Below are 22010 nucleotides of genomic sequence, written 5' to 3'. Positions count from 1 at the left end.
AAAAAACAGGCAAGAAAAATCCTGCCTGTTTATCATATCTATTATTACTTAAGACCGTATTTTTTGTTAAAGCGATCAACACGACCATCAGCAGAAGCGAATTTTTGGCGGCCAGTGTAGAACGGATGGCATTCAGAACAAATCTCAACGCGTACCTCTTCTTTTACTGAACCTGTTTCAAATTCGTTTCCACAAGCGCATTTGACTGTTGCTTTTTTGAACTCAGGATGAATTCCTGCTTTCATATCTGTCATCTCCTTCCGCCCTGAATCCAATTCGGAAACAGAGTTATTATTCCGGGACAAAACCTCCGGAACGCACATGATGAAATTATAACAGCGATTCGGACGTTTTGCAAACTAAAGTTTTAAATCAGCGCCTTGCCGCCGACATATTCGCTTGCTTCCATTCCTGGATCAGAATATCGAAAAACTCCTGATTCGTTTTCGTCTTTTTCATTTTTCTCATAAATTTCTCGACGAAATCAGGCGTGTCAGACATCGTTTTCCGGATGGACCACAGACGGTCAAGGTGCTCTTTCGGAACGAGAAGTTCTTCTTTACGCGTACCCGAACGGCGAATATCAATGGCAGGAAAGATTCTTCTTTCCGCAAGAGAACGGTCAAGATGAAGCTCCATGTTCCCTGTCCCTTTAAATTCTTCATAAATGACGTCATCCATCCGCGAGCCCGTGTCGACAAGCGCGGTCGCCAAGATCGTTAAGCTGCCGCCCTCTTCGATGTTGCGGGCTGCTCCAAAGAAACGCTTTGGACGGTGGAAAGCGCCGGGATCGATTCCCCCTGACAACGTTCGGCCGCTCGGTGGAATGACTAGGTTATAAGCGCGGGCAAGCCTTGTAATGCTGTCCATTAAAATGATGACGTCCTTTTTATGTTCGACAAGCCTCATCGCACGTTCCAAAACAAGCTCGGCCACCTTGATGTGGTTTTCAGGCACTTCGTCAAACGTGGAGCTGACGACGTCTCCTGCAACCGAACGTTCGATATCAGTCACTTCCTCAGGCCTTTCATCGATAAGAAGCACGATCAGCTCCGCCTCCGGATGGTTGGTTGTGATGCTGTTCGCGATCTCTTTCAAAAGCATGGTTTTACCTGCTTTAGGCGGAGCGACGATCAGACCGCGCTGTCCAAATCCGACCGGCGCCATCATGTCCATGATCCGTGTTGACAGGTGATTCGGTTTCGTTTCAAGCACCATCTGGCGGTCTGGATAAAGAGGCGTTAACGCTGGAAAGTGCACGCGCTCTTTTGCCGATTCAGGATCGTCGCCGTTAACCGCTTCAACATGCAGAAGGCCGTAATACCGTTCGTTTTCTTTTGGAGGACGGACCTTTCCGGACACTTTGTCACCGTTTCTCAAATCAAAACGGCGGATTTGCGAAGCGGAAATATAGATATCCTCTGAACTAGGGGAGTAATTGATCGGTCTGAGAAAGCCGAACCCTTCAGACTGGATGATTTCCAATACGCCTTCCATGAACAGCAGATCTTCCTGTTCGGCGTTCGCTTTCAGAATGGCAAAAATCAGTTCCTTTTTTGTCAGTTTGCTGTAATAAGAGACTTTATAATGCCTTGCAAGCTCATACAGCTCTTTTAATTTCATATTTTCCAAAGATGAAATGGATACATCTTTCACTAAGAACACCACTCTTTTCTAATCGAATAATTTACTTTGTCTCATCAAATTCATGAAAGACGCTTGATTATACTGCCGATTCGTTTACCGGCAACGCTTCTACCCATATATATCGACGTATTGAAAAGGATTATAAGTATGAGTCGAGAAAGAAGCGAGGACTTAACAAGAGAAGATAATCGCATATCTGATAGATGCGGCAGGATTTTGGCTCTCTAAGAACCAACATGTGCAGAAAATTTCGCAGCACTCTTTAGTTTTACCCCATTTGTCGTACATATTCAACTTCATTTACGATTTGACATGAAATTGATAGAGATGACCCTGTTTTGAAAATGCCTTGACATAAAGAAGAAAAGCCGTTAGCTATTGTATCAGAGTATGAACCTTGATTCAATTCGTGAAGTGAAATACAAGGGAAAAGCGGGTCGTCTATATCCCCGCTTTTTCTTATGGCCGGATGACCAGGTTAGGTTTTTTCTTGAGACTGTGTCTTCCGTCCACAAACCGCACCGTACCGGATTTCGCTCTCATGACTATACTGTGGGTCGTTCCAACAGATCCTTTGAATTGCACGCCTTTCAAAAGCTCTCCGTCTGTGACACCGGTTGCAGCAAAAATCGCGTCGTCTCCTTTGACGAGGTCTTCCATGCGGAGCACTTTGCCCGTATCAAGCCCCATCTTTTCACAGCGTCTCAGTTCTTCTTCGTTTTGAGGAAGAAGCTTTCCGTGAATTTCTCCTCCGAGAGCTTTGAGTGCGACAGCAGACAAGACGCCTTCCGGAGCTCCTCCTGAGCCGAATAAAATATCGACGCCTGTATGATCAAAAGCGGTGTTAATGGCACCGGCCACGTCCCCGTCGTTGATCAGCTTGATTCGGGCGCCTGCTTCGCGAAGCTCATGGATGATTTCCTCGTGCCGCGAACGGTTCAAAATCGTGGCTACGACATCTTCTACATCTTTATTTTTTGCTTTTGCCACAGCTTTTAAGTTATCAATCACAGGCGCTTCAATATCGATGCAGCCGACAGCTTCAGGACCTACAGCGATTTTATCCATATACATGTCAGGCGCATTCAGCAAGTTTCCGTGATCAGCCACAGCAATGACTGCGAGTGCGTTCCATCCGCCGCTTGCGACGATGTTCGTCCCTTCGAGAGGATCTACTGCTACGTCTACGCGAGGGCCGTAGCCGTTGCCGAGCTTTTCTCCAATATAAAGCATCGGCGCTTCGTCCATTTCCCCTTCTCCGATTACGACCGTTCCCTTCATAGGAATGGTGTCAAATACATCCCTCATGGCGCTTGTCGCAGCGTCGTCGGCCTCGTCCTTTTTACCTCTACCCATCCAGCGCGCTGACTTAAGCGCAGCCGCTTCTGTCACACGCACCAGTTCCATCGATAAGCTTCTTTCCATTCCTATCTAATCTCCCCTCACCCGTATGAAATCGTTTTATGTTTGATCTATCACAGCATTTGTCCATCAGGAATTTTGCAGCTGTTCAATTTCCTGGTCTGTCAATTTTTCGCGCCAGACAGTGGCCCCAAGCTTTGCCAGCTTTTCTTCAAGCTGGCTGTAGCCTCTGTCAAGGTGCTCCAAACCGGTGATTTCCGTGACTCCTTCCGCCATTAGACCCGCAACAACGAGACACGCTCCCGCCCGCAGATCGCTCGCTTTCACCTTGGCGCCCTGCAGAGGAACGGGACCGGTAATAATCGCCGATCTGCCTTCGACCTTCATCGACGCACCCATGCGCCTCAGCTCGTCAATATGTTTGAAGCGGGCGGAATAAATGGTGTCAGTGACGACGCTCGTCCCGTTTGCCTTCGTTAAGAGCGATGTCATCGGCTGCTGCAGATCTGTCGGAAAACCGGGGTATACGAGCGTTTTTAAATCGACGGGTTTCAGCTCTTTCTGTCCGCCGACCATTAAAATCTGCTCGCTGCTTTCTTCGATTCGAACTCCCATTTCGCGGAGCTTGGCGATTAACGATTCTAAATGCGTCGGAATCACATTATCAATCAGCACTTCTTGTCCCATGGAAGCAGCTGCGATCATGAAAGTGCCGGCTTCGATCCGGTCCGGAATAATCGAGTGTCTGCACCCGTGAAGCGACTCAACGCCTTCGATGCGAATGACATCCGTACCGGCACCTTTTATTTTTGCTCCCATGCTCGTTAAAAGGGTCGCAACATCGATAATCTCAGGTTCTTTCGCAGCATTTTCAATTACGGTTCTGCCTTTGGCAAGCACGGCGGCAAGCATGATGTTGATCGTTGCTCCAACACTGACGACATCAAGATAAATGCGCGCGCCTTTTAATTCCTCCGCACGCAGATAGATCGCACCCTGTTCGTTCGTCACTTCGGCTCCGAGCGCCTCGAAACCTTTGATATGCTGATCAATCGGTCTCGGACCGAGGTGGCAGCCGCCTGGAAGGCCGATGACCGCTTTCTTAAAGCGTCCGAGCATCGCGCCCATTAAGTAATAAGAAGCCCGAAGCTGTTTCACTTTTCCATTCGGCAAAGGCATGCTGATCATCGGCGCAGGATCAACGACCATTTCTCCCTTTTCAAAGTGAACGTTTCCGCCGATCTCTCTCAGCAGATCGCGCAGCGTCAAAATGTCTGAAATATGGGGAAGGCCTTCAAGCGTAACCGTCGAATCAGCCAAAATCGTCGCGGGTATGAGAGCGACAGCGCTGTTTTTCGCTCCGCTTATATGTACTGTGCCATTGAGAGGATCGCCGCCGGCTATATTTAACTTTTCCATGATCGTCTCCTTCCTTAAAGAAGATAGCTAATGGAGCGCTTCATAATGAGATTTCCTTCAGACTCAAAATAAATGGTTCATTTCAAAATCTATCCAATTAAAAGAGAAAGAATACAACACATTTTAAATTTATCGGGAAGAAAAGTAGCGAAGCAGACTGCGGCAAGGTTCTCTTCTGCAAAACATTCATTTCTCTTTGTAAGACAAAATGGTGACAAACGGAGGGAGCCCCTCCACTTGCCACCCACATGAAGCAATTATTTATTCCAGTCAGCTAAAAACTGTTCAATCCCTTTATCAGTCAGCGGGTGCTTTGTAAGCTGATGAATGACTTTGAGAGGCATCGTACCGATATGCGCTCCCCTTAGCGCGGCTTCAGTCACATGCTGCGCATGGCGGATGGACGCGGCGATGATTTGCGTGTCCAAACCGTGCACATCGAAAATTTGTTTAATTTCACTGATCAAATCGAGGCCGTTGTGGCCGATATCGTCAAGGCGTCCCAGGAACGGGGAAACATACGTAGCTCCTGCTCTTGCGGCAAGAAGCGCCTGGTTTGCGCTGAAGATCAGCGTGACGTTCGTTTTAATCCCTAGATCGGTTAATGCTTTAACAGCTTTCAGGCCGTCAGACGTCATCGGAATTTTCACCGTAATATTCGGCGCGATTTTCGCAAGCTCTTTTCCTTCTTCAATCATCTCTTCAGCCTTCAGAGAAATAACCTCGGCGCTGACTGACCCAGAAACCACTTCGGTAATTTCACGCAGACGGTCATGAAACGAAATGTTTTCTTTTGCTACTAAACTAGGATTTGTCGTAACTCCTGCAAGCACGCCGAGAGCGTGTGCCTCTTTGATTTCGTCTAAATTTGCAGTATCAATAAAAAACAGCATATTGATAAAACCTCCTGTCATGAAAATGTCTGAACTGTGGAACATGTTTGCGCTTTCCGGATGATATGGATAAAACCGCCTGTCGCTATCAGGCGGCTTTTTTGACTGAACGGGAAGCAAAAGAGCCTCATGCCGTCAAAGGCATGTGTTAACAGCACTTCCCTAAAACATCAGAAAAACATCCTGTTCCCCCGGCTTTGCGGGAAAACAGATGCTTTTCCAATCGTCATTATGCTTTGTTTGAAGAACCAAATTCACGCATTTTGCCGATCACTGTTTCTTTGATAGCTTCGCGTGCAGGTCCGAGGTATTTGCGCGGATCATACTCTTCAGGCTTCGCAGCAAGCGTTTCGCGAACAGCTTTCGCAGAAGCGATTTGGTTTTCAGTGTTGACGTTGATTTTTGCCGTACCTAAAGAAATAGCTTTCTTGATGTCGGCAGTCGGAATGCCTGTACCGCCGTGAAGTACGAGCGGAAGACCAGTTGTGTTTCCGATTTCTTCCATTTCTTTGAATCCAAGGTTTGGTTCGCCTTTGTAAGGGCCGTGAACAGAACCTAATGCAGGTGCAAGGCAGTCGATTCCTGTGCGCTCAACAAGTTCTTGACACTCTTTAGGGTCCGCGTAGATGACGCCTTCAGCAATTACGTCGTCTTCCTGTCCGCCTACAGTTCCAAGCTCAGCTTCAACTGATACACCGTGGAAATGAGCAAGCTCAACAACTTTTGAAGTCGTCGCAACGTTCTCCTCGAAAGGATGGTGGGAAGCGTCGATCATAACGGAAGTGAATCCCGCATGAATCGCTTTTGCACAAGATTCAAAGCTTGAGCCGTGGTCTAAATGAATCGCAACAGGTACTGTTACGTTGTATTCTTCCATCAGCGCTTTAACCATTGCCACAACGGTTTTAAATCCGCCCATATAGCGTCCTGCACCTTCTGATACACCGAGGATAACAGGAGATTTCTCTTCTTCAGCGGCTTGTAAAATCGCTTGAGTGAACTCAAGGTTATTTAAGTTAAATTGTCCGACAGCATATCCGTTTTCTTTTGCTTTATTCAACATTTCCGTCATTGATACTAAAGGCATGTCGAAAGTCCTCCTTATGTAGCCTGATTTGCTTTTGCGAAAAAAGCCTCCACACCTACCTAGCATGACCAGAAAAATCCGCCATATGTAAAATGTTTTGGTTTTTTAAAAACGTTAGATAGCTTTTCTCTACTTATATAGAATAACAATTAATCAACAAATCGGCAACATTGTGACTGTGACAACATCAAAAACTTTTCAGCTATCCGTTTGACTTTATAGGCAGATAGGTTTTAACGGCATCGCGAATTTCGTCGATGTCAAAAGGCTTCGCAAAGTGCGTCAGGGCTCCGAGCTCCTTCGATTCCTGGATCATGTCGAGCTCTCCGTAGGCCGTCATAATGATGACCCGGATCCCCTCGTCAATGACCTTCATCCTTTTCAAAATTTCAATTCCGTCCATGCCGGGGATTTTCATATCGAGCAAAACGAGGTCGGGGCGCTGGTTTTTCACAATGTCAAGCGCTTGAATCCCGTTCGCAGCCTGGAAGGTTTTGTATCCTTCTTTATTGAAAACTTCATTCAGCAGAACCCGAATCCCGTACTGGTCGTCTACGATTAAAATCTTCTCATTCATGATTTACACCTCTATATTTATAATTTTCGCCAAAATTAAGCAGTAGTTTATCTATTCTGTTTTGTTTTTCTCTTTTCCTTTAATTAAAATATTTAAGTTTGCGACATATTTAGAGGATTTTTCCCATTATTCTCTTTTGTTATATAATGATAGTCAGTAAAAAAGGAGGAGTCAGCTTGCTTAAAATTTTCACCACTCAATTGACGGGAATCTTCAACCGGATTCAAGAGGGCGAGGCCCAATCGATAGAGGACGGCGCCCGCTTGTTGGCTCAGGCGGTCATCAGTGATCATTCGGTTTATGTATACGGAAAAAATGAATTGGAAGGCATTTTGAAAGAAGCGATGTACAGTTCTGAACCGTTCCCCTCAGTCAAAGTGCTGCCGAAGAACGAAGAAAACTGGCCCGATTTTGAAATGACGGACAAAGTGCTGATGTTCTGCGCCGGTTCAGCGGATTGCGAAGAGCTGAAAATGGCGGAAAAACTGTATGAAAGAGGAATCGGACTTGTTGTCGTCTCCCCTTCGGGAAAAGACGGCGCCCCGATCGAATCATTCGCCGATGTCCATATCGATTCAAAGCTGAGAATGCCGCTTCTTCCCGATGAAGACGGAACAAGGTTCGGATTTCCGTCCCTGATGGTCAGCCTCTACATTTATCATGCCCTATCCTTTACATTAAAGGAAATTCTTCAGGAATACCAATAAAACAGGGTTGCCTAAAGGAAATTAATGACGGTGGGGCCGGCCTTAATGAATATAGTACCAGTTCGGGCCGCCATTATCACCAGAAAAATCCAAAAAAGGCCTGCCGGCGTGATGTGCCGGCAGGCCTTTTTCTTTTTTACAGCTTTTCCGAAGTCTTCAGCGAAGCATGTACGAAGTCTCTGAACAGAGCCTGAGGTCTTGTCGGTCTTGACGTGAATTCAGGGTGGAACTGAGACGCGACAAACCATGGATGATCTTTAAGCTCGATAATCTCCACGAGACGGCCGTCAGGGCTTGTCCCGGAAAATACAAATCCGGCTTCTTCCATCTGCTGTCTGAATTCGTTATTGAATTCATAGCGGTGGCGGTGGCGTTCATAGACCACTTCATTTTCATATGCCTGATACGCTTTCGACCCTTCTTGAAGCTTGCACGGATAAAGTCCGAGACGCAGTGTTCCGCCAAGGTCTTCAATGTCCTTTTGTTCAGGGAGAAGGTCGATAATCGGATACGGTGTGGAAGGATCGATTTCGGCTGAGTGCGCTCCTTCAAGACCGAGCACATTTCTTGCGTATTCAATCGATGCCACCTGCATTCCGAGGCAAATGCCGAAGAACGGAATCTTTTGTTCGCGGGCATATTTGACTGTCGTGATTTTCCCTTCAACACCGCGGTCTCCGAATCCGCCCGGCACAAGAATACCATCCGCATTCTGAACAAGATCGGCAACGTTGTCTTCCGTCACTTCTTCCGCATTGATCCATTTAACCTGAATGTCTGCGTCAAACGCATAACCCGCATGGCGAAGCGATTCCACAACTGAAATGTAGGCATCCGGGAGCTCGACGTATTTACCAACCAAAGCGATTGTCACCGTTTTGGACAGACTTTTCACCTTTTTGACAAGTTCTTTCCATTCTTCCATATCGGCTTCTCTACAATTCAGCTTCAAGTGGCTGCAGACTAAGCTGTCCAGCCCTTGTTTTTGCAGGTCGAGAGGAATGGAGTAGAGCGTATCCGCATCGCCGGCCTCGATGACGGCTTTAGGATCGATGTCGCAGAACAGCGCGATTTTATCTTTCATGTCCTGAGAAATCGGCATTTCTGTTCTCACGACGATGACATTTGGCTGAATGCCGAGGCTGCGCAGTTCTTTTACGCTGTGCTGAGTCGGCTTTGTTTTCATTTCTCCCGCCGCTTTAAGATATGGAACTAGCGTACAGTGAATGTACATCACATTGTCGCGGCCGACATCGCTCTTGATCTGGCGGATCGCTTCAAGAAACGGCAGCGATTCGATATCACCGACGGTTCCGCCGATTTCGGTGATCACGACATCAGCGCCCGTTTCTTTTCCGGCGCGGAATACGCGGTCTTTAATTTCATTTGTGATATGAGGTATAACCTGTACGGTACCGCCTAAATAATCGCCTCTGCGCTCTTTTTTCAGCACCGTGGAATAGATTTTTCCTGTTGTCACGTTGCTGTATTTATTTAAATTGATGTCGATGAAGCGCTCATAGTGGCCGAGGTCAAGATCCGTTTCCGCACCGTCGTCGGTTACGAACACTTCACCGTGCTGATACGGGCTCATTGTCCCCGGGTCTACGTTGATATACGGGTCAAATTTTTGAATGGTGACATTCAAACCTCTGTTCTTCAGCAGGCGGCCGAGCGAAGACGCCGTAATTCCTTTTCCAAGCGAGGATACAACTCCTCCGGTTACAAAGATATATTTTGTCATTTCTGTACCCCTCTCTTCGATTAACGCTTATTCCTTAAAATGCTCTTTTTATGAAAAATCATTTAGATCTTTTCTAAATGATTTAAATGATAAGGAGGCGGAAAAACAAGAAAGCTCCCTTTCAATTTCTTGAAAGGGAGCTGATAGTCCGTATCACTCGAATCTCTTCGTTTTGAAGAGCCCAAAATACATACTACATAGTTCGCCTGTGAAAGTCAAGATCGATTTAAACATGAATTCCGTTCAGGCGGCAAAATTACTCCTCGTCTTCCTCTTCTTCAAAATCTTCATCATCATCGTCCAGGATCTCGTCTTCAAGATCATCCAGTTCATCATCGTCGGCTTCATCGATTTCTTCGAATTCATCGGCGGCAATGTCCAAGTCGTCTTCGACATCGTCAAGAAGAATATCATCCTCGTCGATTTCTTCGAATTCGTCAAGATCAAGATCTTCTTCAACCACTTTTTTCGCTTTTTTCTTTTTCGCTTTTACAGTCGGTTGTGTTTCTTCATCAAGCTGATCATACGGATACCAGCTGCGCAGGCCCCACGTTTGGTCTGACAGCGCCAAAAAGCGTCCGTCGATATTTAAATCTGTGTAGAACTGGGCGATGCGGTCTTCCAGCTCTTCTTTCCCCATTCCAAGCAAGGAAGCCACTTGATCTGTTAGCTCCTGGAATGTAATCGGTTTTTTGTGTTCCGAAAAAATTTCGTATGCGATTTCAACTAAAGCCATTTCCTTTAGCTGTTCCTCTGAGTATTGTTTCAAACTCATCGCCAGACACTCCCTTTCTATCTTCATGTATGTATCTACTATCTCTGTCATAGAAAATAAGCATGTAATCCCTGTCTTTACGACAAACCATACCTCTCATTATAAACAAAAGAAATCACTTTATGCCACCTTTATTCCCGTTAATTCAATAATTTTTACCTGTTGCATTGGAAATCGGCGGCAAGCGGGATTGAAACATAGAACAGCCGGGAGCGTCCGGCCCCTTGAAAACGAAAAAAACTGCGTCGGCGGCCTGTCCGCCGGCAGCAGCCCAAACCGTGCCAGACGGCTGTTTTCCGCCATTATTTCATCAGCATTCTCGAAATGACGAGCTTCTGTATTTCCTGCGTTCCTTCATAGATTTGAGTGATTTTTGCATCGCGCATAAAGCGCTCGACCGGATAATCCTTTGTGTAGCCGTATCCGCCGAATATTTGCACGGCCTCCGTCGTCACTTTCATAGCCGTATCCCCTGCATATAGCTTCGACATCGCGGAAGCTTTTCCATAAGGCAGCCCCTCTGATTCCAGCCATGCCGCCTGGTAGGTTAAAAGCCTTGAAGCTTCAATCTCCGTCGCCATATCAGCCAGTTTAAAAGCGATGCCCTGCTGCTCGGCGATCGGCCTGCCGAATTGCTTCCGCTCTTTCGCATACGCCTTCGCCGCCTCAAATGCACCCTGGGCAATCCCGACGGCTTGAGCGGCAATTCCGTTTCTTCCTCCATCAAGCGTCTGCATTGCGATTTTAAAGCCTTCACCTTCCCCGCCAAGGCGGTTTTTTAAAGGCACGCGGCAGTCCTGAAAGATAATTTCGGTTGTCGGCGATGAACGGATGCCCAGCTTCCTTTCTTTTTTTCCGACAGAAAAACCGGGAAAATCCTTTTCAACGATAAAAGCGGTTGTGCCTTTGTGCTTCTGTTCCGGCGCAAGGTTGGCAAACACGATGTAGATGTCTGCAATTCCGCCGTTTGTGATAAAGATCTTCGTTCCATTTAAAATATAATCATCACCATTTCTGACCGCGGTCGTTTTCATGCCGCCGGCATCAGAGCCTGAACCGGGCTCCGTCAATCCGTAGGCGCCTATCTTTTCACCGCGGGCCATCGGCTTTAAGTATTCCTGCTTCTGTTCTTCCGTTCCAAATGCATAAATCGGCCAGCCTGCAAGCGAAGTATGGGCTGACAAGGTGACGCCCGTTGAGGCGCAGACTTTCGAAAGCTCTTCTACTGCGATGACATAGGCGAGGTAGTCACTGCCGATCCCCCCGTATTCCTCAGGCCACGGTATTCCCGTCAACCCCAATTCCGCCATTTTGGAAAACAGTTCCATGTCAAACCGCTCTTCCTCATCCCGCTCCTTTGCAGTCGGCTCCACCTCTTGACGGGCAAAGTCGCGCACCATCTTCTGTATCATTTGGTGCTCTTCACTCAGCTTAAAGATCATTCTTTTCCCCCCTTATAAATGCTTACCGATGACGATCCGCTGGATCTCGCTTGTGCCCTCATAAATTTCACACACTTTCGCATCCCTGAAATATCGTTCAGCGCTGAAATCCTTTGTATATCCAAAATCTCCGAGCAGCTGCACGGCCTCTCCGGCGACATACATTGCCGTTTCCGAAGCGAACAGTTTGGCCATTGAAGCAGCCTTTCCCGTCTGGACGCCTTGTTGTTTCAGCGAAGCGGCCTGATAAACGAGAAGCCTGGCAGCCTCTGTCCTCGCCGCCATGTCGGCCAGCTTAAAAGCAAGCCCTTGTCCGTTCTTATACAGCTCTCCGTCCGGATACCGTATTTTTAGAAATTCGATGGCTTCAGAAAGCGCTCCTTCGGCGATGCCCAGAGCCTGCGCCGCAATTCCGATCCGCCCGGTATCCAGATTGGAAAGGGCCATTTTGAATCCTTTACCTTCCTTCCCCAGCAGCTGCCGGGCGGGGATGACAGCGTTATCAAAATTTAAAGTGACCGTCAGTGAACCGTGAAGCCCCATTTTCTCTTCATTTTTCCCAATAAAAAAGCCCGGCGTGCCCTTCTCCACGATAAAAGCCGAAATGCCCCCCGTTCCCGCTTTCGGATCGGTTGAAGCAAAAACAAGATAAATGTCGGCGGCTCCGCCGTTTGTGATAAAAACTTTCGTACCGTTGAGCACATAGGTATCGCCGCGCTTTTCGGCCCTGGTTTTTAGACTGCCCGCATCGGAACCGGCACTCGGTTCGGTTAAACAAAAGGCTCCCAAGTACTGCCCTGCTGCCAGCTTTTTAACATAATGTTCTTTTTGCCGCTCATTTCCGTATAAAAGAATGGGAATGGTGACAATTGACGTGTGTACAGATAGAACCGCGCCAAGAACGGCGCTTTTCTTTGACAGCTCATGGATGATCATTATATAGGTGATAAAGTCATGACCGGCCCCGCTGTACTTAGCCGGAATCGGAAGCCCCATCCAGCCGCGCTCCGCCATTTTCTTCAAAAGAGAGGTTGGAAAACGCCCTTTCTCCATTTCAGGTACAAAAGGAGCGACCTCCTGTTTAACAAATTGCCTGACAATCTTCTGCATGCGGGTCTGCTCTTCTGTAAACTGAAAATTCAAGGTCACCCCTCCTTATGTCGGCTGCTTTTCGTACGTATAAAACCCTCTGCCCGTTTTCTTTCCGAGACGTCCTGCGCTGACATATTGTTTAAGGAGCGGACAAGGCCGGTATTTATCATCGCCAAAACCTTCATGCAACGTCTCCATAATATACAGACACGTATCCAGACCAATCAGGTCAGCGAGAGCCAGCGGGCCCATCGGATGGTTCATGCCAAGCTTCATGATTCCGTCTATGCTTTCTTTCTCGGCGACGCCTTCATAAAGCGCAAAAACCGCCTCGTTAATCATCGGCATTAAAATGCGGTTGGAGATAAATCCCGGAAAATCCCGCACCTCGATCGGAACCTTGTTCATCCGCTCCGCCGCAGCCACGACGGTTTCATATGTTTCGCCGCTCGTCTCAAGCCCCCTGATGACCTCGACAAGCTGCATGACCGGAACCGGGTTCATAAAATGCATGCCGATGACATTTTGAGGTTTTTTCGTGACGGAAGCGAGTTCCGTAATCGACAATGACGATGTATTTGATGCCAATAGGGCTGAGTCTTCGGTCACTTCATCAAGCCGTTTGAAAATCTCTTTTTTTACATCCATTTGCTCAACAGCCGCTTCAATGATGAGAAAAGCTTCCCGCGCATCGTCGAGCGAAGCCGAAGGAGAAAGACGCTGGTAGATTTGCTGTACGTCTCCATGCGGAAGCTTGCCTTTTTCCGCCTGTCTGACTAGCTGGCCGGAAATGCGCTTCATTCCCTTTTCAATTTGGTCAGGTGATACGTCGTACATGTAAACATTGTATCCGGCCTGGGCAGAGACCTGGGCGATCCCGGCCCCCATCTGGCCGGCTCCGATGACCATGATCGTGTCTTTTTTCATTTAAAATCCCCCTTTTTTATACCTCGATCATCACGGCGTCTCCCTGACCGCCGCCGCTGCAAATGGCAGCAATACCTGTACCGCCGCCGCGCCGTTTTAATTCGTACATAAGCGTCAAAATGATTCTTGCCCCGCTCGCGCCGATCGGATGACCTAGCGCGATGGCGCCGCCGTTGACATTGACCTTCTCCATGTCAAGGCCCACGATCTTTCCGCTTGCCAAAGCTACCGCGGCGAACGCTTCATTGATTTCAAACAGTTTGATATCAGAAAGCTCAGCTCCGGTTTTGTTAAGCAGTTCTCTGATGACAAGCCCTGGGGTTTTCGGGAAGTCTTTGGCTTCGACTGCAATGGATGTGTGCGCTTTAATGACGGCGGACACATTCACATTGAGTTCCTTTGCCCTGTCTTCATTCATCACGATAAGCGAGCATGCTCCGTCATTTACCCCCGGCGCGTTTCCCGCAGTAATTGTCCCGTCGTGGTCAAAAACCGGAGCAAGCTGTGACAGCCTTTCCAATGACGTATCGCGCCGCGGAGCTTCATCTTGATCAACCGTTAATTCGCCGCCCCGCTTCTGCGGTATACAAACAGGGACGATCTCTTCTCCGAGCGCACCTGAAGCTGCAGCCTGTACGGCCCGCATGTGGCTCCTGAGCGCCCATCGATCCTGTTCTTCTCTTGCAATCTCCAACTCTTTCGCAGCGGCATTTCCGTAGGAGCCCATATGAACACCCGTAAATGAGCATGTCAGCCCGTCTGTGATCATCAAATCTTTAACCGCTCCGTCTCCCATTCTCAGCCCCCATCTCGCTTTTTGAAGCAAATAAGGGGCATTTGACATCGATTCCATACCTCCTGCTGCAATGACCTCCGCATCACCGGCCCGGATGATCTGATCCGCCATTGTGACGCTTCTTAAACCTGAAGCGCACACTTTATTAATCGTTTCCGTTTTGACATCCCACGGCAGTCCCGCAAAACGCGCAGCCTGTCTCGACGGCAGCTGCCCCTGTCCGCCTTGAAGAACGGAACCCATAATGACTTCATCGACATCCTCAGGATGTACACCGGAACGTTTTAATGCTTCTTTTACGGCGATTCCGCCGAGCTCCGCTGCCGTCTTTGACTGAAGCGCGCCCCCGAGTTTTCCAAAAGGCGTGCGCGCGCCGCCTGCAATAACCGATCTCGCCACCTGACATCCTCTCCCCTTATCATGATTTGTGCATACCGAAGATAAAAGAAGGCGGAGATCCGGCTCACACCTTCTTTATTCAAAACCTGAAATCCGTCTATGAAGCATGTTCTTTTTGTTCTGAGCCGAATACGGCGCGTTCAAGCAGCTCCGCCACATCGTAGGTGCCGACCTGATCCTCCATTTCCTTGGCTTTTGTTCCGTCGCCTAGCATCGTCAAACAATACGGACAGCCCGAACTGATGACAGAAGGTGAAGCGCTGAGCGCCTGCTCCGTTCTGGCAACGTTGATCCTTGTGCCCGTCTCTTCCTCCATCCACATGAGACCGCCCCCCGCTCCGCAGCACATTCCGTTTTCACGGCTGCGTTCCATTTCCACTAAATGGATACCCGGAATGGAGCGCAGAATATCGCGCGGCGGTTCGTAAACCTCATTGTAGCGGCCCAAATAGCATGAATCATGAAAGGTGACGGTTTCGCGAACCGGAAACTCAGGTTTCAGCCTTCCTTCTTCAATAAGGGCAGCGAGAATTTCTGTATGATGATACACCTCCGCTTTCAGACCAAAATCAGGATATTCATTTTTAAAAATATTGTATGCATGCGGATCGATGGTTACAATTTTTCGAACATCATTTTTTTCAAATTCTTCAATGTTTTTTGCGGCAAGCTCCTGGAATAAAAACTCGTTGCCAAGCCGCCTCGGCGTATCGCCTGAATTTTTTTCTTTATTGCCTAAAATCGCGAACGTGACCCCGGCTTGATTGAGAAGGCGCGCGAAAGCCATGGCGATCTTCTGGCTTCTCCGGTCATACGATCCCATCGACCCGACCCAGAACAGGTATTCAAAGGACTCGCCTTTTTTCTTCATTTCTTTCACTGTCGGCACCTTAACGTCGTCTCTCATGTCACGCCAGTTTTCGCGTTCTTTTCTGTTTAATCCCCAAGGGTTACCCTGTCTTTCAATGCTCGTCATGGCGCGCTGGGCATCTGCATCCATTTTTCCTTCTGTGAGCACGAGATAGCGGCGGAGATCGATGACCTTGTCGACGTGCTCATTCATGACCGGGCACTGATCTTCACAATTCCGGCACGTTGTGCATGCCCAAATTTCCTCTTCGGTGATGATGTCGCCGATTAAGCTCGGATTGTATAGCTCTGAAGCAGCCGCTTCTCTTGATCCTTCTCCTCCCGCCGCCATGGCCAGCTGGTTGCCTTTCGTATGCTGAAAGAGAGGCGCGGGAACCCAAGGCGTTTTCGATGTTACTGCTGCTCCCTTTTCTGTCAAATGGTCTCTGAGCCGCAAAATCAGATCCATTGGCGAAAGCATCTTGCCTGTTCCGGTAGCCGGGCACATATTGGTACAGCGCCCGCATTCAACGCACGCGTAAAGATCGATCAGCTGGGATTGCCTGAATTCCTCGATCCGTCCGACGCCGAACGTTTCTTTTGTTTCATCTTCAAAATCGATTTTTTGAAGCTTTCCCGGGTTTGTCAGCCGGCTGAAAAATACGTTTGCCGGTCCGGCAATTAAGTGGGCGTGCTTTGACTGCGGCACATAGACTAAAAATGTCAGTAAGATAAGAAGATGCGCCCACCATGCCGCATAGAACACTGCCGCTGAGGCGGTTTCTCCCATGAAGCCGAGGGCAAAAGCGATGCCTGATGCCATCGGTTCGTGCCATGATAATGAATGTTCATGCCAGATCATGTTCATACCGTTTCCGAGTAAAACGGTAAACATCAAGCCGCCGATCAGCATGAGCACGATCCCCGACTTCAAATTGCGCTTCAGTCTGACGAGTTTTTCAATATAGCGCCTGTGAAAGGCCCAGACCACCGCAATTAAAATCATCAACGTGACGATTTCCTGAAAAAACGTAAACGCCGGGTAGACGCTGCCAAGCGGAAGTCCTTGATCGGGAACGAGCCCTTTCAAAATAAAATCGATCGCTCCGAACTGAACGAGAATAAAGCCGTAAAAAAACATGACGTGGATAATGCCGCTTTTTTTATCTTTAAGCAGTTTCTTTTGGCCGAACACGTTCTCCCATATCTTTTGAAGGCGCTCCTTCGTCCGCTTATCAAAATCCTCTTTTTGTCCGAGCCTGATGTAACTGATTCTCGTTCGGATCAAGTAGACAAACAGATAAACGGCGTAAGCGGTTACACCTAAAAACGCAATGAAATTCAACCACAATAAGACATTCATCAGCTGCTCCCCCTTTCATTTCCCCAACCTTAAATCCCCTTGAACTACCTTTATCTTAAATAATGAATGAGTGTTCAGTCAATATGTTTTCATAAATGCAGGAAATTAGGGGGACACTATTCTTTACACGAAAAAAGGGAGTGTCTTCATTGGTGCCGCTTATGATTATGGTATGTTTTCTCATCCTGCTTCTTGCGCTCGATTTCCGTTTCGGCCGCAAAGCCTTTGAAAGGAAAGCCTACGAACCCGTTTTTTCAGAGAAGAAAAGCGATATTGAACTGATTCATAACGGAGAAGACTTGTGTGAGCGGCTGCTGGATGACATCCGCCAGGCCGAATCGTCGGTGCATGTCATGTTTTATATTGTGAAGAACGATGATATCAGCCTTGAATTTTTAAAAATGCTGAAGGATAAAGCGAAAGCCGGCGTATGCGTACGCTTGCTGATTGACCGGATCGGCGCGATGAAGGTAAAGAAAAAAACGCTGTCAGACTTGAAACAAAGCGGAGCGCACGTTTTTTTTGTCAACAATCCGGGCTTCCCTTATTTCTTTTATCGACTGAATGCAAGAAATCACCGGAAAATCGCCGTCATAGACGGAAAGATCGGCTATGTGGGCGGATTTAACATTGCGAAAGAATACCTTGGTAAAAAAGCGGAATTCGGCCCGTGGAAGGATTACCATTTGCGAATGACGGGGGAAGGTGTTGCCGACTTGCAGCACATTTTTTTATCAGACTTCAATAGAGAAGCGCCGCTATCACAGCCGGACAGCGGCATGTTCCCGCCGCTCCATCAAGGAGCTGTCACCCATTCGATACATGCGACAAAGGGGTTTTCTCTGGAAGAAAAATATATTTCATTTATTGATCAGGCAAAAGAAAGAATCATGATTTGCACGCCGTACTATATTCCGAGTCCGGCTTTGCAGCAAGCAGTTCTTTCAGCCAGGGAAAGAGGCGTGATCGTCTCGGTTCTCGTGCCGATGAAAGCCGACCATCCGCTTGTCAAAGAGGCCGCCTACACGAACTTTCCCGCACTTTTGGAGGCGGGTTGCTATATTTACCGGTACTACAGAGGCTTTTATCATGCAAAAGCATTGATCGTCGACGACCGGCATGTGATGATCGGAACGTCAAATTTTGACAATCGAAGCCTGTTTCTCAATGATGAAGTGAATGTCGTCATCCATGATAAAGACTGGACAAAACAATTCTTTGACGTCGTCAAAGAAAGTATTGAACACGCCGAGCTTCTGACAAAGGAGCGGTATGCGAAGCGGCCGGTGATGCAGCGGCCCATCGAATGGCTGGCGAAATCGATTTCATATTTTTTATGAATCGTACGTTTATCCTGCATAACATGCGGGTAACATTTCACCAAAGTGATGATTACATACGGAGGGATATATGATGAACCAAGCAGAGTCGATTAAGCTCCGCGCACAATCGATGACATTAAAAAACTTGATTGAGCTGTACAGACTTTGCCGCTCAGCCAGACATCAGCTTTATATATGCTCAAGAAAAACAATGTGCAAAATTAAAGATTTAATTGAACTGGAAATGTTCAGAATGGCCAATCGCGAAAATGAGTGCCTGATTGTCATCGAAGGGAAGATGGCGCAGGAGTTAGTAAGAAAAGCACAATCGATTCTTTCTGACGCTCAAGTTCAATAAGGGAAGGCGACGGACCTTCCTTGTGTGAGACGCCTCCTCACCAAATCAAGAAAAAATCCCCCGTTCAAAGGACGGGGGATTCGTTTTACATTTTTTCAGGAGCTGATACGCCGATCAGCTTGAGTGCATTATTTAATGTGATTTGTGTTGCCTTCATCAATGATAAACGCGCTCGGCTTTTTTCTTCATCTGCCGGATCGAGAACTTTCTCAGCATTGTAAAAACTGTGGAGCACAGATGCCAATTCAAAAATATAGTTTGTAATGCGGTGCGGAATCCGCTTCTCTGCGGCATCGGCGACAGCCTCAGGGAACGAGCCGATCACTTTAAGCAGATCATACTCTTTTTCAGAAGCGATTTTCGTCAGGTCAAGGTTCCCTTCAAATGAAATACCTTTTTCTTCGCCTTGTCGCAGCATGCTGCAAATTCTCGCATGAGCGTACTGCGCGTAGTAAACCGGGTTTTCATTCGATGTGGAGACAGCCAGGTCAAGATCAAAGTCCATGTGCGTATCGGCGCTGCGCATCGCAAAGAAGTAACGCACCGCGTCAAGGCCGACCTCATCAATGAGATCGCGCATTGTCACAGCTTTTCCGGTTCTTTTGCTCATCTTCATTTTTTCGCCGTTCTTGTAGAGATGGACGAGCTGGATGATCTCGACCTCAAGCGTTTCTTTGTCATAACCGAGCGCTTCAATGGCCGCTTTCATGCGCGGGATATAGCCGTGATGGTCCGCTCCCCATACGTTGATCAGCTTTTGGAAGCCGCGGTCAAGCTTGTCTTTGTGATAAGCGATGTCAGGCAGAAGATACGTGTAGGACCCGTCTTTTTTGATCAGGACGCGGTCTTTGTCATCGCCGAACGCCGTCGAGCGGAACCATGTCGCCCCGTCTTCTTCATAGATGTGCCCTTTTTCGCGAAGGGCTTCGAGCGCCTGATCGATCTTTCCGTTTTGGTAAAGCGATGTCTCTGAGTACCAGACATCAAATGGGACACGGAAATTCTCGAGGTCTTCACGAAGTTTGCCTAATTCGTACTTTAAGCCGTATTCACGGAAAAACGCGAGGCGTTCGCTCTCTTCTTCATGAACAAAACGGTCGCCGAATTCATCGGCGAGCTTTCGGCCGATTTCCTTAATGTCTTCGCCGTGATATCCGTCTTCAGGCATCGGCTTGTCTTTTCCAAGCGCCTGAAAGTAACGGGCCTCGACGGATAATGCGAGGTTGTTGATTTGATTGCCGGCATCGTTGATGTAATATTCGCGGCTCACTTCATACCCCGCTTTTTCAAGTACATTGCAGAGAGAATCTCCGACAGCGGCTCCGCGGGCATGTCCAAGATGCAGGTTGCCCGTCGGGTTTGCTGAGACGAATTCCACCTGAACGCGTTCTCCGCCTCCGATATTTGTTTCACCGTAGGCCTCTCCTGCTTCAAGCACAGCCGGAATGAGCTTCGTTAAATATTGATTGTTCATGTAGAAATTGATAAAACCCGGTCCTGCGATATCAAGTTTGTCGATCGACGCTTTTCCTTTATCAAAGGATGCGACGATTTCCTCGGCAATATTCCGCGGCGCTTTTTTGGCGATTCTCGCCAGCTGCATCGCCATGTTAGTGGAATAGTCTCCATGCGACTTGTCTTTCGGGACTTCCAATACGACTTCGGGAATCTCGCTTTCTGCGGCGAGGCCGGCTTTCATGACAGCTTCTTTAATTTCCTGCTTCAGCACATCTTTCATTTGTTCGACTATGTTCATGACTCGTGTCCTCCTCTATACGAAATCGACATCATATGTAAATGCTTTTGTTCATCGCTTACAATCATATCGTACTCAACGCTGATCTTTCCGTCTGGCGGCTGCCGGGTGACTGATACGGATTTTGTATCCACGCCAAGCTCGAGCCTGCCGAAAGGCATTTTATAATGAGTGACGGTGCGGCTGCCCGGCCTGAAACGCTGTTTCATTTCAATGGCGCCGGAACGCATCACCAGAACTTCGTTTTCGCTTGCTTTTACGATCGTCTTCACCTTTCCCGCATCATGCTCTTCATGATAAGAAAGATATATTTTATCTTTTTTCATATAATAAAACCCAGTTGTCCGGAACTCGATCGTTTCCGTGTCCGATCCTTCCCGGATAACAGATTTCACATGGATATTAACGGGTGTCTCCTGGTTCATTCCGACACTTCCTTTTTTGATCCGATTTGACTTGATTAGTATAATCATTCGGGAAAAAAAGTTCAACCGCTGCTCCTTTATACCATCTTAACAGAACGGACGGGAAGATAAACCATTTTCTAAGAAAAAAGCCGTCCCGAAAAAGGACAGCCTGTTTATTTCACCCAGCCGAGCAGCATTTCGCGAATCAGCTTGCTTGCCGTATTTGCGGTTTGTTCCGAATGGTCGTAGACCGGAGCGACCTCAACCAGGTCTCCTCCAACGACGTTGACGTCTGAGCGGGCGATTTCGTGAATCGAAGCGAGCAGCTCTTTTGATGTGATGCCTCCGGCGTCAACCGTACCGGTTCCCGGCGCATGAGCGGGATCTAAGACATCGATGTCAATCGTTACATAAACCGGACGCCCTGCGAGTTTCGGCAGGACGGATTTAAGCGGCTCAAGCACTTCAAATTTGGAAATGTGCATACCGTTTTCGTTTGCCCATTCAAACTCCTCTTTCATACCGGAGCGGATGCCGAATGAATAGACATTGCCGGGACCGATCAGTTCCGCTGCTTTGCGGATCGGCGTCGAATGCGAGAGTGGCTCTCCTTCATAGTCGACGCGGAGATCTGTGTGCGCATCCATATGGATGATGGCAAGATCGGGATATTTTTTATACATCGCTTTAATGACCGGCCATGAAACGAGGTGCTCTCCTCCCATTCCGAGCGGGAATTTTCCTTTTTCTAAAATGCTGTCAACATATTCTTCAATCATGTCGAGGCTCTTCTGCGGGTTCCCGAAAGGCAGCGGGATGTCGCCGGCGTCAAAGAAATGAGCCTCGTCAAGCTCCCTGTCCAAATAAGGGCTGTATTCTTCAAGCCCGATGGACACCTCGCGGATTCTCGCCGGACCGAAGCGCGATCCGGGACGGTAGCTGACCGTCCAATCCATCGGCATGCCGTAAAGGATGGCGTCCGCCTCTTCCCAATCGGGGCGGCTTGCGATAAACACCTTGCCGGAATATGCTTCATCAAATCTCATCTTCAAAAACCTCCCTGAAAAAAAGCGCAGAATACCATCCTG

General features: G+C 48.0%; 20 protein-coding genes. 3 read left to right on the top strand and 17 right to left on the bottom strand.

Translation table 11 applies throughout. The features are described from left to right. Window positions 1-44: 44 nt before the first annotated feature. The 7 genes from rpmE to M1D90_RS01930 form a co-directional block, all read right to left on the bottom strand. Window positions 45-245 carry a 50S ribosomal protein L31 gene (rpmE, locus tag M1D90_RS01960; RefSeq protein WP_003186051.1) on the bottom strand — a complete coding sequence of 67 codons (201 nt, stop codon included), beginning with the start codon at window positions 243-245 and terminating at the stop codon, window positions 45-47. 127 nt (window positions 246-372) lie between these two features. Next, window positions 373-1656: a transcription termination factor Rho gene (rho, locus tag M1D90_RS01955; RefSeq protein ID WP_003186053.1), complete on the bottom strand. Its 1284-nt coding sequence runs from the start codon at window positions 1654-1656 to the stop codon at window positions 373-375. Between the two features lie 450 nt (window positions 1657-2106). Further along, window positions 2107-3072 carry a class II fructose-bisphosphatase gene (glpX, locus tag M1D90_RS01950; RefSeq protein WP_023857065.1) on the bottom strand — a complete coding sequence of 322 codons (966 nt, stop codon included), beginning with the start codon at window positions 3070-3072 and terminating at the stop codon, window positions 2107-2109. A gap of 66 nt (window positions 3073-3138) precedes the next feature. Further along, window positions 3139-4428 carry a UDP-N-acetylglucosamine 1-carboxyvinyltransferase gene (locus tag M1D90_RS01945; protein ID WP_023857064.1) on the bottom strand — a complete coding sequence of 430 codons (1290 nt, stop codon included), beginning with the start codon at window positions 4426-4428 and terminating at the stop codon, window positions 3139-3141. A 257-nt stretch (window positions 4429-4685) separates the two neighbouring features. Further along, window positions 4686-5321, bottom strand: a complete 636-nt coding sequence (gene fsa / locus M1D90_RS01940) for a fructose-6-phosphate aldolase (RefSeq protein WP_020453287.1) — start codon at window positions 5319-5321, stop codon at window positions 4686-4688. 229 nt (window positions 5322-5550) lie between these two features. After that, window positions 5551-6408 (bottom strand): class II fructose-bisphosphate aldolase, encoded by an 858-nt coding sequence (locus M1D90_RS01935; protein ID WP_020453288.1) that lies wholly within the window; start codon window positions 6406-6408, stop codon window positions 5551-5553. Window positions 6409-6610: 202 nt separating this feature from the next. After that, window positions 6611-6988, bottom strand: coding sequence for a response regulator (locus M1D90_RS01930; protein WP_094777382.1), 378 nt, complete (start codon window positions 6986-6988; stop codon window positions 6611-6613). Window positions 6989-7161: 173 nt separating this feature from the next. On the opposite strand from M1D90_RS01930, the gene M1D90_RS01925 reads away from it, so the two are divergent. Next, a complete protein-coding gene (locus M1D90_RS01925; protein WP_026580249.1) occupies window positions 7162-7692 on the top strand; it encodes a DUF2529 domain-containing protein in 531 nt (176 codons plus the stop codon). 136 nt (window positions 7693-7828) lie between these two features. Here M1D90_RS01925 and M1D90_RS01920 read toward each other — a convergent pair whose 3' ends face one another. The 7 genes from M1D90_RS01920 to M1D90_RS01890 all read right to left on the bottom strand — a co-directional run bounded on the left by M1D90_RS01920 (window position 7829) and on the right by M1D90_RS01890 (window position 17079). Further along, complete coding sequence (locus M1D90_RS01920) at window positions 7829-9436, bottom strand: CTP synthase (RefSeq protein ID WP_103749415.1); 1608 nt, start codon at window positions 9434-9436, stop codon at window positions 7829-7831. A 256-nt stretch (window positions 9437-9692) separates the two neighbouring features. Further along, a complete protein-coding gene (gene rpoE, locus M1D90_RS01915; RefSeq protein ID WP_023857062.1) occupies window positions 9693-10211 on the bottom strand; it encodes a DNA-directed RNA polymerase subunit delta in 519 nt (172 codons plus the stop codon). A 302-nt stretch (window positions 10212-10513) separates the two neighbouring features. Further along, a complete protein-coding gene (locus M1D90_RS01910; protein WP_035337908.1) occupies window positions 10514-11653 on the bottom strand; it encodes an acyl-CoA dehydrogenase in 1140 nt (379 codons plus the stop codon). 12 nt (window positions 11654-11665) lie between these two features. Further along, window positions 11666-12796, bottom strand: a complete 1131-nt coding sequence (locus M1D90_RS01905) for an acyl-CoA dehydrogenase family protein (protein WP_026580251.1) — start codon at window positions 12794-12796, stop codon at window positions 11666-11668. A gap of 12 nt (window positions 12797-12808) precedes the next feature. After that, on the bottom strand, window positions 12809-13672 hold the full coding sequence (locus tag M1D90_RS01900; RefSeq protein WP_023857058.1) for a 3-hydroxybutyryl-CoA dehydrogenase: 864 nt from the start codon (window positions 13670-13672) through the stop codon (window positions 12809-12811). 16 nt (window positions 13673-13688) lie between these two features. Then, a complete protein-coding gene (locus tag M1D90_RS01895) occupies window positions 13689-14867 on the bottom strand; it encodes an acetyl-CoA C-acetyltransferase (RefSeq protein ID WP_023857057.1) in 1179 nt (392 codons plus the stop codon). A gap of 97 nt (window positions 14868-14964) precedes the next feature. Further along, the gene (locus tag M1D90_RS01890; RefSeq protein ID WP_456283103.1) at window positions 14965-17079 is read right to left on the bottom strand and encodes a (Fe-S)-binding protein; all 2115 of its coding nucleotides are present in this window, start codon (window positions 17077-17079) and stop codon (window positions 14965-14967) included. Window positions 17080-17228: 149 nt separating this feature from the next. Between M1D90_RS01890 and cls the strand changes: the two genes are divergently transcribed. Continuing rightward, window positions 17229-18419 (top strand): cardiolipin synthase, encoded by a 1191-nt coding sequence (cls, locus tag M1D90_RS01885; RefSeq protein ID WP_145929969.1) that lies wholly within the window; start codon window positions 17229-17231, stop codon window positions 18417-18419. Window positions 18420-18492: 73 nt separating this feature from the next. Beyond that, window positions 18493-18759, top strand: coding sequence for a hypothetical protein (locus tag M1D90_RS01880; protein ID WP_023857054.1), 267 nt, complete (start codon window positions 18493-18495; stop codon window positions 18757-18759). 85 nt (window positions 18760-18844) lie between these two features. Here the strand turns inward: M1D90_RS01880 and argS are convergent, their stop codons facing one another. From argS to speB, 3 genes are all read right to left on the bottom strand, one after another. Next, window positions 18845-20515 (bottom strand): arginine--tRNA ligase, encoded by a 1671-nt coding sequence (gene argS / locus M1D90_RS01875; protein WP_023857053.1) that lies wholly within the window; start codon window positions 20513-20515, stop codon window positions 18845-18847. Next, window positions 20512-20940, bottom strand: a complete 429-nt coding sequence (locus tag M1D90_RS01870) for a DUF1934 domain-containing protein (RefSeq protein WP_023857052.1) — start codon at window positions 20938-20940, stop codon at window positions 20512-20514. Before M1D90_RS01870 ends, argS begins: the two co-directional genes overlap by 4 nt. 155 nt (window positions 20941-21095) lie before the next feature. Further along, on the bottom strand, window positions 21096-21968 hold the full coding sequence (speB, locus tag M1D90_RS01865) for an agmatinase (protein WP_456283102.1): 873 nt from the start codon (window positions 21966-21968) through the stop codon (window positions 21096-21098). Window positions 21969-22010 lie beyond the last annotated feature (42 nt).

The organism is Bacillus sp. JZ34 (assembly GCF_053903205.1).
Note: the sequence above shows the minus strand (reverse complement) of the source record. Positions and strands in the feature narration are given on the sequence as shown.

Coding starts and splice junctions, on each gene's coding strand:
- M1D90_RS01890 (WP_456283103.1), bottom strand. CDS start 17,079: ATGAATGTCTTATTGTGGTTGAATTTCATTGCGTTTTTAGGTGTAACC.
- glpX (WP_023857065.1), bottom strand. CDS start 3,072: ATGGAAAGAAGCTTATCGATGGAACTGGTGCGTGTGACAGAAGCGGCT.
- speB (WP_456283102.1), bottom strand. CDS start 21,968: ATGAGATTTGATGAAGCATATTCCGGCAAGGTGTTTATCGCAAGCCGC.
- M1D90_RS01920 (WP_103749415.1), bottom strand. CDS start 9,436: ATGACAAAATATATCTTTGTAACCGGAGGAGTTGTATCCTCGCTTGGA.
- M1D90_RS01870 (WP_023857052.1), bottom strand. CDS start 20,940: ATGAACCAGGAGACACCCGTTAATATCCATGTGAAATCTGTTATCCGG.
- M1D90_RS01880 (WP_023857054.1), top strand. CDS start 18,493: ATGAACCAAGCAGAGTCGATTAAGCTCCGCGCACAATCGATGACATTA.
- rpmE (WP_003186051.1), bottom strand. CDS start 245: ATGAAAGCAGGAATTCATCCTGAGTTCAAAAAAGCAACAGTCAAATGC.
- argS (WP_023857053.1), bottom strand. CDS start 20,515: ATGAACATAGTCGAACAAATGAAAGATGTGCTGAAGCAGGAAATTAAA.
- M1D90_RS01945 (WP_023857064.1), bottom strand. CDS start 4,428: ATGGAAAAGTTAAATATAGCCGGCGGCGATCCTCTCAATGGCACAGTA.
- M1D90_RS01910 (WP_035337908.1), bottom strand. CDS start 11,653: ATGATCTTTAAGCTGAGTGAAGAGCACCAAATGATACAGAAGATGGTG.
- M1D90_RS01900 (WP_023857058.1), bottom strand. CDS start 13,672: ATGAAAAAAGACACGATCATGGTCATCGGAGCCGGCCAGATGGGGGCC.
- fsa (WP_020453287.1), bottom strand. CDS start 5,321: ATGCTGTTTTTTATTGATACTGCAAATTTAGACGAAATCAAAGAGGCA.
- M1D90_RS01935 (WP_020453288.1), bottom strand. CDS start 6,408: ATGCCTTTAGTATCAATGACGGAAATGTTGAATAAAGCAAAAGAAAAC.
- rpoE (WP_023857062.1), bottom strand. CDS start 10,211: ATGAGTTTGAAACAATACTCAGAGGAACAGCTAAAGGAAATGGCTTTA.